At 42.5% G+C, this 14,987-nt stretch carries 17 protein-coding genes and 1 pseudogene; 17 read left to right on the plus strand and 1 reads right to left on the minus strand.

The window, feature by feature from the left end:
* Positions 1-13 precede the first annotated feature (13 nt).
* The 16 genes and pseudogenes from A0739_RS01620 to A0739_RS01695 all read left to right on the plus strand — a co-directional run bounded on the left by A0739_RS01620 (position 14) and on the right by A0739_RS01695 (position 12,819).
* Positions 14-412: a YtxH domain-containing protein gene (locus tag A0739_RS01620; RefSeq protein WP_061586837.1), complete on the plus strand. Its 399-nt coding sequence runs from the start codon at positions 14-16 to the stop codon at positions 410-412.
* 73 nt (positions 413-485) lie between these two features.
* The gene (gene hemW, locus A0739_RS01625; protein ID WP_061586838.1) at positions 486-1,616 is read left to right on the plus strand and encodes a radical SAM family heme chaperone HemW; all 1,131 of its coding nucleotides are present in this window, start codon (positions 486-488) and stop codon (positions 1,614-1,616) included.
* A gap of 4 nt (positions 1,617-1,620) precedes the next feature.
* Positions 1,621-2,358 (plus strand): acyl-[acyl-carrier-protein] thioesterase, encoded by a 738-nt coding sequence (locus tag A0739_RS01630; RefSeq protein ID WP_061586839.1) that lies wholly within the window; start codon positions 1,621-1,623, stop codon positions 2,356-2,358.
* 10 nt (positions 2,359-2,368) lie between these two features.
* Positions 2,369-3,142, plus strand: coding sequence for a TIGR01457 family HAD-type hydrolase (locus A0739_RS01635; RefSeq protein WP_061586840.1), 774 nt, complete (start codon positions 2,369-2,371; stop codon positions 3,140-3,142).
* Positions 3,132-3,749: a TIGR01906 family membrane protein gene (locus A0739_RS01640; RefSeq protein WP_061586841.1), complete on the plus strand. Its 618-nt coding sequence runs from the start codon at positions 3,132-3,134 to the stop codon at positions 3,747-3,749. Before A0739_RS01635 ends, A0739_RS01640 begins: the two co-directional genes overlap by 11 nt.
* 220 nt (positions 3,750-3,969) lie before the next feature.
* The gene (locus tag A0739_RS01645) at positions 3,970-4,371 is read left to right on the plus strand and encodes a Spx/MgsR family RNA polymerase-binding regulatory protein (protein ID WP_000631261.1); all 402 of its coding nucleotides are present in this window, start codon (positions 3,970-3,972) and stop codon (positions 4,369-4,371) included.
* Entirely contained in the window at positions 4,372-4,650 is a 279-nt protein-coding gene (locus tag A0739_RS01650; protein ID WP_061586842.1) for a UPF0223 family protein, read from the plus strand.
* On the plus strand, positions 4,640-5,413 hold the full coding sequence (locus A0739_RS01655) for an inositol monophosphatase family protein (protein ID WP_061586843.1): 774 nt from the start codon (positions 4,640-4,642) through the stop codon (positions 5,411-5,413). Before A0739_RS01650 ends, A0739_RS01655 begins: the two co-directional genes overlap by 11 nt.
* Entirely contained in the window at positions 5,414-6,718 is a 1,305-nt protein-coding gene (locus tag A0739_RS01660) for an RsmF rRNA methyltransferase first C-terminal domain-containing protein (protein ID WP_061586844.1), read from the plus strand.
* Between the two features lie 210 nt (positions 6,719-6,928).
* On the plus strand, positions 6,929-7,807 hold the full coding sequence (locus A0739_RS01665; RefSeq protein ID WP_000746360.1) for a phosphate ABC transporter substrate-binding protein PstS: 879 nt from the start codon (positions 6,929-6,931) through the stop codon (positions 7,805-7,807).
* The gene (gene pstC, locus A0739_RS01670; protein WP_001070951.1) at positions 7,807-8,724 is read left to right on the plus strand and encodes a phosphate ABC transporter permease subunit PstC; all 918 of its coding nucleotides are present in this window, start codon (positions 7,807-7,809) and stop codon (positions 8,722-8,724) included. The genes A0739_RS01665 and pstC overlap by 1 nt, the downstream gene beginning before the upstream one ends.
* Positions 8,714-9,598: a phosphate ABC transporter permease PstA gene (pstA, locus tag A0739_RS01675; RefSeq protein WP_061586845.1), complete on the plus strand. Its 885-nt coding sequence runs from the start codon at positions 8,714-8,716 to the stop codon at positions 9,596-9,598. Before pstC ends, pstA begins: the two co-directional genes overlap by 11 nt.
* Positions 9,599-9,608: 10 nt before the next feature.
* A pseudogene (gene pstB, locus A0739_RS01680) lies at positions 9,609-10,411 on the plus strand (phosphate ABC transporter ATP-binding protein PstB).
* Between the two features lie 12 nt (positions 10,412-10,423).
* Positions 10,424-11,182, plus strand: a complete 759-nt coding sequence (pstB, locus tag A0739_RS01685; protein ID WP_061586846.1) for a phosphate ABC transporter ATP-binding protein PstB — start codon at positions 10,424-10,426, stop codon at positions 11,180-11,182.
* A gap of 11 nt (positions 11,183-11,193) precedes the next feature.
* Positions 11,194-11,847 (plus strand): phosphate signaling complex protein PhoU, encoded by a 654-nt coding sequence (phoU, locus tag A0739_RS01690; RefSeq protein ID WP_000946469.1) that lies wholly within the window; start codon positions 11,194-11,196, stop codon positions 11,845-11,847.
* Positions 11,848-12,003: 156 nt separating this feature from the next.
* The gene (locus A0739_RS01695; RefSeq protein ID WP_061586847.1) at positions 12,004-12,819 is read left to right on the plus strand and encodes an ABC transporter substrate-binding protein; all 816 of its coding nucleotides are present in this window, start codon (positions 12,004-12,006) and stop codon (positions 12,817-12,819) included.
* Between the two features lie 19 nt (positions 12,820-12,838).
* Here the strand turns inward: A0739_RS01695 and A0739_RS01700 are convergent, their stop codons facing one another.
* Positions 12,839-14,110 carry an aminotransferase-like domain-containing protein gene (locus tag A0739_RS01700; protein ID WP_061586848.1) on the minus strand — a complete coding sequence of 424 codons (1,272 nt, stop codon included), beginning with the start codon at positions 14,108-14,110 and terminating at the stop codon, positions 12,839-12,841.
* 145 nt (positions 14,111-14,255) lie between these two features.
* Here A0739_RS01700 and budA point away from each other — a divergent pair, with 145 nt between their 5' ends.
* Positions 14,256-14,987 carry an acetolactate decarboxylase gene (gene budA / locus A0739_RS01705; RefSeq protein ID WP_061586849.1) on the plus strand — a complete coding sequence of 244 codons (732 nt, stop codon included), beginning with the start codon at positions 14,256-14,258 and terminating at the stop codon, positions 14,985-14,987.

Here is a 14,987-nt window from a genome sequence, read left to right on the forward strand (position 1 = left end):
AAGGAGAAATCTTATGGGAAAACTATCCTCTATCCTTTTAGGAACAGTTTCAGGTGCAGCCATTGCTTTGTTTTTGACGAGTGACAAGGGCAAGCAAGTTTGTAGTCAAGCTCAGGATTTTCTAGATGATTTGAGAGAAGATCCAGAATATGCTAGAGAGCAGGTTTGTGAGAAACTAACTGAAGTGAAGGAACAGGCAACTGACTTTGTATTGAAAACAAAGGAGCAAGTAGAATCTGGTGAAATCACTTTTGATAGTGTCCTTGACCAAGCTAAAAACTGTGCTCGACAAGCGACAGAAGCATCCAAGGAAACCTTTAACAATCTCAAGGAGCAATGGCAAGAACAGTCAACAACTCCAGACGTTGCTGAAGATCAAGAAGAAATCATCATCGATATTACTGAAGTATAAGGTATCACCATCTCTGGTTTTTGGGGATGGTGATTTTTATCTGGAAACCAGTCTTTGTGGTATAATAAATACTATGCAGAAAAAACCAACGTCAGCCTATGTGCATATTCCCTTTTGCACACAGATTTGTTATTATTGTGACTTTTCAAAGGTCTTTATCAAGAATCAGCCGGTAGATAGCTATTTGGAGCACCTGCTAGAAGAGTTTCGTTCTTATGATATCCAAAAGTTGTCAACTCTCTATATTGGAGGTGGGACGCCAACGGCTTTGTCAGCTCCGCAATTAGAAGTGCTCTTGGATGGCTTGACTAAAAATCTAGACTTGTCTGTCTTGGAAGAGTTGACCATTGAGGCCAACCCAGGCGACTTGGATGTGGATAAGATTGCGGTTTTGAAACAGTCACCAGTCAATCGTGTTTCCTTAGGAGTGCAGACTTTTGATGACAAAATGCTGAAAAAGATTGGGCGCAGTCACTTGGAGAAGGATATTTATGAAAATATCGACCGCCTCAAACTGGCTGGTTTTGACAATATCTCCATCGACCTAATCTACGCTCTACCTGGTCAAACTATGGATCAGGTCAAGGACAATGTCGCTAAGGCTATCTCGCTTGATATTCCTCATATGAGCCTTTATAGCTTGATTTTGGAGAATCATACGGTCTTTATGAACCGCATGAGACGTGGGAAATTGCCCCTACCCAAGGAAGAGTTAGAAGCGGAGATGTTTGAGTACATCATCGCAGAACTGGAGCGAGCTGGTTTTGAGCATTATGAGATTTCTAATTTCTCCAAACCTGGCTCTGAAAGTTGCCACAATCTCATGTACTGGGACAATGCCGAGTATTATGGTATCGGTGCGGGTGCTTCAGGTTATGTGAACGGGGTACGTTATAAAAACCACGGTCCTATCCGCCACTATCTCAATGCGGTAGAGGCAGGAAATGCTCGGATTACAGAAGAACACCTGAGTCAAAGGGAGCAGATGGAAGAAGAAATGTTCCTAGGCCTCCGGAAAAAATCCGGGGTTTCTATGGCGCGATTTGAGGAAAAATTTGGACGGTCCTTTGATGGACTTTATGGCGAGATCATCAGAGACTTGGTTCAACAAGGACTCATGCAGATCGACGGTGATCGTGTCCGAATGACAAAGAGAGGTCTCTTCTTGGGAGACACTGTAGCAGAACGATTTATTTTGGAGTAGAACAATGGGCTTAACTTATCAAATGAAAATGAAAATTCCTTTTGATATGGCGGACATGAACGGTCATATCAAACTTCCAGATGTAATTTTGCTGTCCCTGCAAGTGTCAGGTATGCAGTCGATTGAACTGGGAGTTAGCGACAAGGATGTGTTAGATCGTTACAATCTGGTCTGGATTATTACAGACTATGCGATTGACGTGGTTCGCTTGCCTCGCTTTGCTGAAGAGATTACGATTGAAACAGAAGCACTGACTTACAATCGTCTTTTTTGCTACCGCCGTTTCACTATCTATGATGAAGCAGGTCAAGAAATCATTCGCATGGTAGCAACCTTTGTTCTCATGGACAGAGATAGTCGTAAAGTTCATGCTGTCGAACCGGAAATTGTTGCTCCTTACCAGTCTGAGTTTGATAAAAAACTCATCCGCGGGCCAAAGTATGCAAATCTAGAAGATCCGATCAGTAAAGACTACCATGTTCGTTTTTACGACTTGGATATGAATGGTCATGTCAATAACAGCAAATACCTGGATTGGATTTTTGAGGTCATGGGAGCAGACTTTTTGACCAAGTATATTCCAAAGAAAATCAATCTCAAATATGTCAAAGAAGTGCGACCAGGTGGTATGATTGCTTCAGCTTATGAACTCAAGGGACTAGAAAGCAAGCATGAGATTATCAGTGATGGCGAGATTAATGCCCAAGCTATGATTACGTGGCAAGAAATTGAAGGCAATTAGAAAGGACGATATGGCTTATAAAGGTTATTTAATTGATTTAGACGGGACCATTTACAAGGGGAAAGACCGGATTCCGGCGGGTGAGGCTTTTGTCCATGAGTTACAAAAAAGAGAAATTCCCTATCTCTTTGTGACCAATAATACAACTCGTACTCCTGAGAGTGTACAAGAGATGTTGGCTCAGAATTTTAATATCAACACGCCTTTATCAACTGTCTATACAGCGACTTTGGCAACCATCGACTATATGAACGACTTGGGACTGGAAAAGACAGTCTATGTCATCGGAGAAGCTGGGCTCAAGGATGCTATCCAGGCGGCTGGTTATGTCGAAGACAAGGAAAATCCAGCCTATGTGGTCGTTGGACTGGACTGGCAAGTCGACTATGAAAAATTTGCGACAGCAACTCTAGCTATTCAAAAGGGGGCTCACTTTATCGGAACCAACCCTGACCTCAATATCCCGACAGAACGTGGTCTTTTGCCAGGTGCTGGTTCACTAATTACACTTCTTGAAGTCGCTACACGGGTCAAACCAGTATATATCGGAAAACCGAATGCGATCATCATGGAAAAGGCCGTGGAACATCTGGGTATAGATCGAGAAGACTTGCTCATGGTTGGGGACAACTATCTGACGGATATTCGAGCAGGCATTGACAATGGCATTCCAACGCTCTTGGTGACGACAGGTTTTACCAAGGCAGAAGAAGTGGCGGACTTGCCAATCGCACCAACTCATGTAGTTTCTAGCCTTGCGGAGTGGAATTTTGATGAAAACTAAACTGACCTTTTGGGGAAGTATGCTCTTTTTCCTCTCCCTTTCTATCCTACTGACCATTTATCTGGCATGGATTTTCTATCCTTTGGAAATTGAGTGGCTGAACTTAGCGGATCGAGTCTATCTAAAGCCAGAAACCATTCAGTACAATTTTCATATCTTGATGAATTACCTGACCAATCCCTTTAGTCAGGTCTTAGAGATGCCGGATTTTCGTTCATCAGCGGCAGGTCTACACCACTTTGCGGTGGTGAAGAATCTCTTCCACTTGGTTCAGCTAGTTGCCCTAGTGACATTACCAAGTTTCTATTTCTTTGTTAGAAAGATTGTGAAAAAAGGCTTTTTGCCCCTATATCGTAAAAGTATCTTGACTTTAGTGCTATTGCCTCTCGTCATTGGCTTTGTAGGAGTGTTGATTGGTTTTGAGCAATTCTTTACTCTTTTCCATCAGATTCTCTTTGTGGGAGACGATACCTGGCTTTTTGATCCAGCAAAGGATCCCGTTATTTGGATTTTGCCAGAGACTTTCTTTCTCCATGCCTTTTTACTTTTCTTTGCTTTGTATGAAGGAATGTTTGGTTTCCTTTTTGTTAAAGCTTCAAGGAAATAGTGGAAAAAGTTCTGTATTTTTAATAAAAAACGAGAGAAGTTGCTCTACTCCCTATTTATTGTTAGGTTATCCTAAAGATAAACTTGCAAAGCAGGAGATTTTTGCAGAAAACAGTCTATTTTCTATGAAAAAATAGGCTTTTTTTCTAAAAATACCTAGTCAAGCGCTTTATTTTTTTGTATAATAGAAATAGCAAGTATAGATAAAAGAAGAGAAAAGCATGATTACACTATTTTTATCACCGAGTTGTACATCATGTCGTAAGGCAAAGGCTTGGTTAGAGACGCATAAAGTGCCCTTTCAAGAGCATAATATTATGACTAGTCCTTTAACAAGAAAAGAATTACAACATATTCTTTCCTTGACCGAAAATGGTACTGATGACATCATTTCAACTCGTTCAAAAATTTTTCAAAAATTGGATATTGATGTAGAGAGTATCTCGGTATCGGAGTTGCTTCAGTTGATTGAGCAATATCCTAGTCTTTTGCGTCGCCCAATTATTATAGATACCAAACGCATGCAGATCGGTTTTAATGAAGATGAGATTCGTGCTTTTCTCCCTCGTAGTTACCGTAAACAAGAATTGAAAGAAGCAACATTGAGAGCTGGTATTGGATAGATGAACAAACAGTATAGTTACCCACTAGATTTGTCGTGGAGCACTGAAGAACTTGCTTCAGTGCTTTCTTTTTTTAATGATGTTGAAGCTGCTTATGAAGATAAGGTAGATGCAAAAAAACTGCTAGAGTCTTACAAGAAATTTAAGTCTGTAGTTCCGAGCAAAAGTGAAGAAAAGCGCCTAGGTCGCGAATTTGAAACGGCTAGCGGTTATTCCTTCTATCATGCAGTTCAATTAGCAAAAGAAAAAAGAGAAGGGAAGATTTCTCTTGGAAACTAAATTTGAATTTGCCAAACAGATTGTGCAGGAAGCTGCTGACTATATTTTGGCTCACATGAAAGAAGATTTGCAGGTTGAGCGCAAGTCTTCGCCTACAGACTTGGTGACGCGTTTGGACAAGGAGGTTCAGGAACTCCTGGTTGAACGGATCAAGTCCTCCTATCCTGAGGACTTGATTTGCGCGGAAGAGGGTTGTTTACGTGCTGCAGTCGGTCAAGGTTCCGTTTGGGTGATTGATCCCATTGACGGTACCAATAACTTTGTCGCCCAGCAGGAAGATTTTGCCGTGATGTTGGCTTATTTTGAGGATGGTGTGGGCAAATTTGGCATCATCTATGATGTCATGAAAGGTGATTGTTACCATGGTGGTGGTGCCTTTCCTCCTTTTCGCAATAATGAGCCCTTACCGCCTTTTAAAAAGAAACCACTTCAAGAATTTTTAGTTGCCGGTAACTCAGGTATGTTTGAAAGCAATGAGTGGGGCTTGGCGGATTTGGGTCGAGCAGCTTTGGGAGTCCGTGTCTATGGCAGTGCGGCCATTAGTTTTGCTAAGGTTTTATCGGGTCGTCTTCTGACTTATATTACCTACCTGCAGCCATGGGATTACGCTGCGGCCAGTATCTTAGGGGAAAGTCTGGGTTATCGTCTTCTTACGGTATCGGGTGAGCCTGCTGATTTTACAACGCGTCAGCCTGTCATGATGGTGCCAATCGAGATGCAAGAAGAGATTCAGTCTTATATCTACGAAAGGAAAGAAAACTAAATGCAATTTCCAGAAGGATTTGTTGAAAAATATGAAGCGATACTAGAAGACGAGGCAAGAGACTTTCTTGCCTCTTTTAAACAAGAAGCAGTTTCGGCTTTTCGGGTCAATCCCTTAAAAGAAAGTCAGTTATCGTTTGCGGATGCCATTCCCCATACACCTTGGGGACATTATGGCAAGGTCTCAGGGAAGTCACCAGAGCACGTGACAGGTTTCGTTTATTCGCAAGAGCCTGCAGCCCAAATGGTGGCCCAGGTAGCTCAACCAAGTCCTGGTATGAAGGTCTTGGACTTAGCTGCAGCTCCAGGTGGAAAATCCACTCAACTAGCAGCTTATCTGGCTAATCAAGGAGTCCTTGTCTCCAACGAAATTTCAAGTAAGCGTGCTAAGATTTTAGTGGAAAATATGGAGCGATTTGGAGCGACAAACGTTGTTGTGACTAATGAATCTGCTGACCGCTTGGCCAAGGTTTTTAAAGGTTACTTTGATGTGATTGTCCTTGATGCACCTTGCTCGGGTGAAGGGATGTTTCGTAAGCAGCCCGATGCCATGGATTATTGGAGTACTGATTATCCTAGTCAATGCGCTAGTCTCCAAAGAGAAATTTTAGAAGATGCAGTGACCATGCTTGCTGAAGGTGGCCGTTTAGTTTATTCGACCTGTACTTGGGCACCAGAGGAAAATGAAGAAATCGTCCACTGGTTACTTGATACTTATGCATTTGAATTGCTTCCAGTTGAGCATGTGAACGGTATGGTAGAAGGAATGGGCCTTCCTGAAACAGCACGGATGTATCCTCATCATTTCAAGGGAGAAGGTCAGTTTGTTGCCCACTTGCAGTTTAAGGGACAAAATCCCGCACCTAAATTCACAGCTAGCAAGAGCAATCTCAGTCGGGAACAGCTGGCCTTGTGGCAAGAATTTGCCCAAAAACACTTGCGAGTCAATCTAACTGGTATCTTGCAGACCTTTGGAGACCAACTCTATCTCCTGCCCGATATGCTACCTGATCTAGGGAAACTCAAAATTGCTAGAAATGGCCTCCATCTGGGTACTTTTAAGAAGAAACGCTTCGAACCAAGCTTTGCTCTCGGATTAGCCTTGAAACCAAGTCAAGTAAAACAAAGTGTCGAAATCAATGATGAGGACTTTGTAAAATATGTGGCTGGTGAGACCGTTCAATTGTCTGAAGTTCGACCAAATGGCTGGTACCAAGTCCTGGTTCAAGGAAACGGACTAGGCTTTGCCAAGGTAACGGGTAATGTTTTGAAAAATTATTATCCAAAAGGACTCAGATTCAGGTGAAAAAGCTAGTCAAAGAGCCTATTCTATGTTATAGTGGAAGTATGAGTTTTTTCTGATAGTCTTTCATTATTACTTATATTATACGATGGAATTGTCCGCTCCTAAGAATGACTAGATAAAATAAAGCGGGACAATTATTGATGATAATTGGATGATCAGGACAAACGGAAGAAATCAGAACATTTATCATTATGTTCAAGGAGAATAACAGTGAAAAAAAGAAAAAAGCTCGTCATGTCTCTTGCAGCACTTTTGATGGCAGGTTCTCTAGCAGGATGCGCTAGCTGGATTGATCGTGGAGAATCTATGACAGCCGTTGGTTCAACTGCTCTTCAGCCTCTTGTCGAAGCGGCAGCAGATGAATTTGGTTCTAGAAACATCGGAAAAACAGTTAATGTTCAAGGTGGTGGATCGGGTACAGGACTATCACAAGTCCAGTCTGGAGCAGTTGACATCGGGAACTCTGACGTCTTTGCAGAGGAAAAAGAAGGAATCGATGCTTCAGCCCTAGTAGACCACAAGGTTGCAGTGGCTGGTCTTGCAGTGATTGTAAACAAGGAAGTGGATGTTGAAAATCTCACAACCGAGCAACTTCGCAAAATCTTTACAGGTGAAGTGACCAACTGGAAAGAAGTTGGGGGCAAAGACCTGGCCATTTCAATCATCAACCGAGCAGCAAGTTCTGGTTCACGAGCGACGTTTGATACGGTCGTTATGAATGGCCAAGCGGCAATGCAGAGCCAAGAACAGGATTCTAACGGGATGGTCAAGTCGATTGTATCCCAAACGCCTGGAGCCATTTCTTACCTGGCCTTTGCCTATGTAGATGACTCCGTGAAAAGCATGAAACTGAATGGGTATGAACCTACATCTGAGAATGTAACGACCAACAATTGGCCTTTGTGGTCTTATGAACATATGTACACACTTGGTCAGCCAAATGAGTTAGCTGCTGAATTCCTGAATTTCGTCCTCTCAGATGAAGCCCAAAATGGAATTGTTAAGGGCATGGGCTATATCTCTATCAATGAAATGAAAGTCCAAAAGGATGCTTCAGGTACCGTTACAGCAGTAGAAGGAGGTCAATAATGAATCAAGAAGAATTATCTAAAAAATTACTCTCTCCTTCAAAGAACTCTCGGCTTGAGAAGTTTGGTAAAGGATTGACCTTCACTTGCCTTTCTTTGATTGTTATCATTGTGGCCATGATTTTGATTTTTGTAGCCCAAAAAGGCTTATCGACCTTCTTTGTCAATGGAGTGAATATCTTTGATTTCCTCTTTGGTCAAACTTGGAATCCTTCAGGGAAACAATTTGGTGCCCTTCCAATGATTTTGGGCTCCTTTATTGTGACGATTTTATCAGCCCTCATCGCAACACCCTTCGCTATTGGTGCGGCAGTCTTTATGACAGAAGTCTCACCAAAGGGTGCAAAGATTTTGCAACCAGCCATTGAACTCCTCGTCGGTATTCCTTCAGTCGTCTATGGATTTATCGGTTTGCAAGTTGTGGTGCCTTTTGTCCGTAGCGTCTTTGGTGGAACTGGTTTTGGGATCTTGTCAGGGATTTTCGTCCTCTTTGTCATGATCCTACCAACTGTAACCTTTATGACAACAGACAGCTTGCGTGCTGTTCCTCGTCATTACCGTGAAGCCAGTTTAGCTATGGGAGCCACTCGTTGGCAAACCATCTGGCGTGTGACCTTGAAAGCAGCACGTTCAGGTATTTTCACTGCAGTGGTCTTTGGGATGGCGCGTGCCTTCGGTGAAGCCCTTGCTATTCAGATGGTGGTCGGAAACTCAGCAGTTATCCCAACCTCGCTAACAACACCAGCTGCGACCTTGACATCTGTATTGACTATGGGTATCGGAAATACCGTCATGGGAACGGTTGATAATAACGTTCTCTGGTCACTGGCTTTAGTCTTGCTCTTGATGAGTTTGGCCTTTAACAGTGTGATTAAATTGATTACGAAAGAAAGAGGAAAGAAAAACTATGCACGCTAAGAAATTAGATAAACTTGCAACAGCTGTCCTCTATACCATCGCGGGTATCATCGTTGCCATCTTGGCATCCTTGATTCTCTATATCTTGGTGAGAGGGTTACCGCATATCTCTTGGTCTTTCTTGACTGGGAAATCCTCCTCTTATCAAGCAGGTGGGGGTATCGGGATTCAGCTCTACAATTCCTTCTTCCTTTTGGTTATTACCTTGATTATTTCTGTTCCCCTGTCTATGGGAGCTGGTGTTTTCCTCGCTGAGTATGCCAAAAAAGGACCTGTGACCAATTTTATTCGTACCTGTATTGAGATTTTGTCTTCTCTGCCATCAGTCGTTGTGGGTCTCTTTGGTTACTTGATCTTTGTTGTCCAGTTTGAGTATGGATTTTCAATCATTTCAGGTGCCTTGGCCTTGACAGTCTTTAACCTTCCTCAGATGACACGAAATGTTGAGGACAGTTTAAAACACGTTCACCATACACAACGTGAGGCTGGTCTGGCCCTTGGTATTTCTCGTTGGGAGACGGTTGTTCATGTTGTTATTCCAGAAGCCCTTCCAGGTATCGTAACGGGTGTTGTTTTGGCATCTGGTCGTATCTTTGGTGAGGCCGCCGCTCTTATCTATACTGCAGGACAATCCGCTCCAGCCCTTGACTGGTCTAACTGGAATATCCTCAGTGTTAGCAGTCCTATCTCAATCTTCCGTCAAGCAGAAACCTTGGCTGTCCACATCTGGAAGGTCAACAGTGAAGGAACCATTCCTGATGCTACTATCGTATCAGCAGGTTCTGCAGCTGTGCTCCTCATCTTTATCTTGATTTTTAACTTTGGAGCACGCAAACTCGGAAGCTATTTACACAAGAAATTAACCGCTGCCTAAAGGAGAAGCCATGTCAAAATATAACTGGGATGAAAAGCATATCATCACCTTCCCTGAAGAAAAAGTGGCCCTCTCTACCAAGGATTTACATGTTTACTACGGTAAAAATGAATCCATAAAGGGCATCGATATGCAATTTGAAAAAATAAAATAACGGCCTTGATTGGTCCGTCTGGATCTGGGAAATCTACCTATCTTCGTAGTCTCAATCGGATGAATGATACTATTGATATTGCCAAGGTCACAGGTCAAATTCTCTACCGAGGGATTGACGTTAATCGTCCAGAAATCAATGTCTATGAGATGCGCAAGCATATTGGAATGGTCTTTCAACGGCCAAATCCATTTGCCAAGTCTATCTACCGCAATATTACTTTTGCTCATGAACGTGCAGGAGTCAAGGATAAGAAGGTCTTGGATGAAATTGTGGAAACTTCTCTCCGTCAAGCTGCCCTTTGGGACCAGGTCAAGGATGATTTGCACAAATCAGCCTTGATGCTCTCTGGTGGTCAGCAGCAACGGCTTTGTATCGCGCGAGCTATCTCTGTTAAACCAGATATTCTCTTGATGGATGAGCCAGCGTCAGCTTTGGATCCGATTGCGACAGCCCAGCTGGAAGAAACCATGTTGGAATTGAAGAAGGATTTTACCATCATCATTGTTACCCACAGTATGCAGCAGGCTGCCCGTGCGAGTGACTACACAGGATTTTTCTACTTGGGTGATTTGATTGAGTATGATAAGACGTCCAATATTTTCCAAAATGCCAAGCTACAGTCAACCAATGACTATGTAACGGGACACTTTGGTTAGAAAGGAAACAGTATGACAGAACCGATTTTGCAGGTTAAAGACCTGTCCGTTTATTACAACAAAAAGAAGGCCTTGAATAGTGTTTCCCTTTCTTTTCAACCCAAGGAAATAACCGCCCTCATTGGTCCGTCAGGTTCAGGGAAGTCAACTCTTCTCAAGGCCATCAACCGGATGGGAGATTTAAACCCTGAGGTGACAACAACGGGGACAGTGATTTATAATGGTCACAATATCTATAGCCCCCGTACCGATACGGTTGAATTGCGTAAGGAAATTGGTATGGTTTTCCAACAGCCCAATCCCTTCCCTATGTCTATCTACGAAAATGTTGTCTATGGGCTACGTATCAATGGGGTTAAGGACAAGCAAGTTCTAGATGAAGCAGTAGAAAAGGCCTTGCAACGTGCTTCTATCTGGGATGAAGTAAAGGATCGTTTGCATGATTCGGCCATTGGTCTCTCTGGTGGACAACAACAACGTGTTTGTGTTGCTCGTGTCTTAGCAACCAGTCCGAAAATTATCCTCTTAGATGAACCAACTTCAGCTTTGGATCCTATTTCTGCAGGTAAGATTGAGGAAACCTTGTATGGTCTGAAAGATAAATACACCATGCTCTTGGTGACGCGTTCGATGCAACAAGCCTCACGTATCTCTGATAAAACAGGATTTTTCCTAGATGGGGATTTGATCGAGTTTAATGATACGAAGAAGATGTTCCTAGAGCCACAAAACAAGGAAACAGAAGATTATATTACAGGAAAATTTGGATAAGGAGTTGAATGATGTTACGATCTCAATTTGAAGAAGATTTGGAGAAATTGCACAACCAGTTCTATGCTATGGGACAAGAAGTGCTCTCGCAGATCAATCGTACAGTGCGTGCCTTTGTTACGCATGACCGTGATTTGGCAAAAGAAGTCATCGAAGACGATGCAGAAGTTAATGAATATGAAGTGAAGTTGGAAAAGAAATCATTTGAAATGATCGCCCTCCAACAACCTGTTTCGCAAGACCTTCGTACCGTCTTGACCGTTCTCAAGGCAGTTTCAGACGTGGAACGCATGGGAGATCATGCAGTGTCTATCGCTGAGGCGACCATTCGTATGAAGGGGGAGCAACGTATCCCTTCTGTTGAAGAAGAAATTAAAAAGATGGGACGCGACGTGAAAAACTTCGTTGAAGCAGCTCTAGATCTCTATCTCAACGGTTCTGTGGATCAAGCCTACGAAGTAGCGGCTATGGACGAAAAAATCAACCATTACTTTGATAGTATCCGTGATTTGGCTACAGAAGAAATTAGGAAAAATCCTGAAGCTATCGTTACAGGTCGTGATTACTTCCAAGTCATTTCTTTCTTGGAGCGTATCGGAGACTACGCAAAAAATATCTGTGAATGGGTTGTTTACTTTGAAACAGGTAAGATTGTCGAACTATAAGAAACGGTTTAAATATACAGAAATAAGGCTGATTAAAATAAATCAGTCTTCTTTTTTATGAAAAGAATTGTTTTACAATCAAAATCTCTAAAAGGGTTGACAACTATTTTTAAAAGAGTTATAATTATTCAGAATTAACAGAAAGGTCGTTTATTTATGAAATTTAAGAAATGGATATTAGTTGTGTGTAGTATGCTTGCCAGTGTGGTTCTAGTAGCTTGCCAGTCAGGAACGGATAGTTCTCAGTCTGCTGTGGACGCTATTAAACAAAAGGGAAAGCTAGTTGTTGCGACCAGCCCAGACTATGCACCGTTTGAATTCCAAGCCTTGGTAGATGGTAAAAATCAAGTGGTTGGTGCAGATATTGATATGGCTCAAGCGATTGCGGACGAGCTTGGGGTTAAACTTGAAATCTCAAGTATGAGTTTTGACAATGTCTTGACCAGCCTTCAAACTGGAAAGGCTGACTTGGCTATTGCAGGAATTAGTGCCACAGATGAAAGAAAGGAAGTCTTTGACTTTTCAATCCCTTACTATGAAAACAAGATGAGTTTCTTGGTTAGAAAAGCCGATTTAGACAAATACAAGGATCTTTCAAGCCTCGCAAGTGCCAATATTGCAGCTCAAAAGGGAACTGTTCCAGAAACCATGGTCAAGGAACAATTACCAAATGCCCAGTTGACATCCTTGACCAATATGGGTGAAGCAGTCAATGAGTTGCAGGCTGGAAAAGTGGATGCTGTTCATATGGATGAACCAGTTGCTCTTAGCTACGCAGGTAAAAACTCAGACCTTGTCGTTGCATCTGTTAACTTGACAATAAAAGATGGCGAAGCCAATGCCGTTGCTATCAAGAAGGATCAATCAGACTTGAAAGCGGTAGTAGATAAGGTTATCCAAAAACTGAAAGATGACGGAACCTATCAAACTTATCTTGAAAAAGCAGCGAAACTAACAGAAGTTGAACAATAAGAAAAAGCAGAGTTGGACTTTAATCCAATTCTGCTTTTATGTATTGTAATAGCTCTTCTAGATTTTCGAGAGTGACTTTGGCGAACTGATAAGGACAGGCGTCCAAATAAGCCTTCTCAAAAAAGTCTAGTTTGAGTGAGCTGTGTTTCAGACTGGCAATTTTAGGATAGTTTCTCAAATCAAGCAAAAGACCATCGTGTAGAGGGTAGTGGGGCAAGGGACAGGTGTTTTCTTCAAGCACTTTCTTTATCTGAGCCTGATAGTTCTCTTGAAGGGTCAGTCTGGCCAATCGATTTTTTTCAAATAACTGGCTATCGATGTAAAGAGAAAGAGCCTTTTGCATGATGAGATTGCTGTCATAGTCCAAGATATTTTTGTAGGAAACAAAGGCCTCTTTTAGGGCATTTGGAAGAATGAGAGCGGTAATACGAAGGGCTGGAAAGAGACTGGTTGAGAAGGACTTGATATAAATGACCCGATCTTCAGTATCCAGATAGTGGAAGGTTTGGCCCTTTCTAGGATCTAGGTCCCCTAAATAGTCATCCTCTACGATGTAAACACCATACTGGTTTGCTAGATTCAGAATAGCCCTTTTTTCCTGATCAGAATAGGAATGACCTAGGGGATAGTGGAAACGAGGAATGGTATAGAAAAACTTGATTTTACCAGATTTGAACTGTTGTTCCAGTTCTTCAAGGTCAATGCCATCAATACGGCGTTCAATGGTCTGGTAGGCTAATCCTTGAGCGACCAAGAGACGGTTCATCCGGTGGTAAGTTGGTTGTTCGACCAAAATCTCAGCTCCCTGGCTCGGAAAGTCAATCTGAGAAAGGATAAAGAGAGCTTGCTGGGTACCAGAAGTCAGAACCAGTTGATCGGGTTTGCAGTAGAGGGCTTGGTTGAAAAGAAGTTGATGGACAGATTGTCTGAGTTCCTCAAGACCTTCTTGGTTTTCATAGTAGTTGAAGAGGTAGTTTTCTCGACCTATCAGGGTTTCGTTGACACAGAGTCGGAAGTCGTCATAGGCACTGGCATATTCGTCAGTGACTTCAATTTCCAAGTCTTGGTGCTGTCCTTGTTCCAGAACATAGTAGCCACTTTGGGGTTTGGCATAGAGGTATTGTTCATGGCGTAATTCCAGCAGGGCTCGTTGGATAGTGTCCTTGCTACAGTGGAAGTCTTGGCTCAGTTGACGGATGGAGGGAAGCCGGCTGCCTGTTGGAAATTTTCCTGATTCGATACCTTTTTTGAGAAAGGAAACGACTGCTTGGTATTTACTTTCTTTCTTCATTCCAGACCTCCGTTGATTTTGTTACATTGTACCTTTTTTTTGCCTCCTTGGCAATGGGAAAAGCATTTCTCCCTTTCACAACTAGGGGCAAATGTGGTATACTTAGAAAGTATGATGATTCATTGAACAGAAGATAAGAAAGAGAATGGATAGAAAAGTGCAGGAACCGGTAAAATTATTTCAATACAATACTCTAGGTGCCCTAATGGCAGGTCTCTATGGCGGAACCATGACAGTGGGAGAATTGCTGGAACATGGTGACCTCGGCTTAGGGACATTGGATTCGATTGACGGGGAGTTGATTGTCCTTGATGGCAAAGCTTATCAAGCCAAGGGGTCTAGTCAAACGCCTGAAATCGTCGAGGTGGCAGCGGATGCTCTTATTCCCTATGCAGCAGTGGTTCCTCATCAGGCAGAAGTGATTTTCCGTCAGCGCTTTGAGATGACGGATAAGGAATTAGAAAAACGAATTGAGTCCTACTATGATGGGGAAAATCTTTTTCGTTCCATCAAGATTCATGGCGAATTTTCACAAATGCACGTACGGATGATTCCCAAATCCACACCTGATACCAAGTTTGCTGATGTAGCGACACACCAACCTGAATATAGCCGTGAAAATGTATCGGGAACTATTGTTGGATTTTGGACACCTGAGATTTTCCATGGGGTGAGTGTTGCAGGCTATCATCTGCATTTTATCTCAGATGACTTGACCTTTGGTGGGCATGTGATGGACTTTGTTATCAAAGAAGGAATGATTGAGGTTGGGGCAGTCGACCAGTTGGACCAACGTTTTCCAGTCCAAGATCGCCAGTATTTATTCGCCAAATTTAACGTTGACGAGATGAAGAAAGATATTGATAAGTCAGAATAG

Source organism: Streptococcus oralis, assembly GCF_001588645.1.
Classification (GTDB): Bacteria; Bacillota; Bacilli; order Lactobacillales; family Streptococcaceae; genus Streptococcus; species Streptococcus oralis_AB.

Coding starts and splice junctions, on each gene's coding strand:
- A0739_RS01620 (WP_061586837.1), top strand. CDS start 14: ATGGGAAAACTATCCTCTATCCTTTTAGGAACAGTTTCAGGTGCAGCC.
- hemW (WP_061586838.1), top strand. CDS start 486: ATGCAGAAAAAACCAACGTCAGCCTATGTGCATATTCCCTTTTGCACA.
- A0739_RS01630 (WP_061586839.1), top strand. CDS start 1,621: ATGGGCTTAACTTATCAAATGAAAATGAAAATTCCTTTTGATATGGCG.
- A0739_RS01635 (WP_061586840.1), top strand. CDS start 2,369: ATGGCTTATAAAGGTTATTTAATTGATTTAGACGGGACCATTTACAAG.
- A0739_RS01640 (WP_061586841.1), top strand. CDS start 3,132: ATGAAAACTAAACTGACCTTTTGGGGAAGTATGCTCTTTTTCCTCTCC.
- A0739_RS01645 (WP_000631261.1), top strand. CDS start 3,970: ATGATTACACTATTTTTATCACCGAGTTGTACATCATGTCGTAAGGCA.
- A0739_RS01650 (WP_061586842.1), top strand. CDS start 4,372: ATGAACAAACAGTATAGTTACCCACTAGATTTGTCGTGGAGCACTGAA.
- A0739_RS01660 (WP_061586844.1), top strand. CDS start 5,414: ATGCAATTTCCAGAAGGATTTGTTGAAAAATATGAAGCGATACTAGAA.
- pstC (WP_001070951.1), top strand. CDS start 7,807: ATGAATCAAGAAGAATTATCTAAAAAATTACTCTCTCCTTCAAAGAAC.
- pstA (WP_061586845.1), top strand. CDS start 8,714: ATGCACGCTAAGAAATTAGATAAACTTGCAACAGCTGTCCTCTATACC.
- pstB (WP_061586846.1), top strand. CDS start 10,424: ATGACAGAACCGATTTTGCAGGTTAAAGACCTGTCCGTTTATTACAAC.
- phoU (WP_000946469.1), top strand. CDS start 11,194: ATGTTACGATCTCAATTTGAAGAAGATTTGGAGAAATTGCACAACCAG.
- A0739_RS01695 (WP_061586847.1), top strand. CDS start 12,004: ATGAAATTTAAGAAATGGATATTAGTTGTGTGTAGTATGCTTGCCAGT.
- A0739_RS01700 (WP_061586848.1), bottom strand. CDS start 14,110: ATGAAGAAAGAAAGTAAATACCAAGCAGTCGTTTCCTTTCTCAAAAAA.
- budA (WP_061586849.1), top strand. CDS start 14,256: ATGGATAGAAAAGTGCAGGAACCGGTAAAATTATTTCAATACAATACT.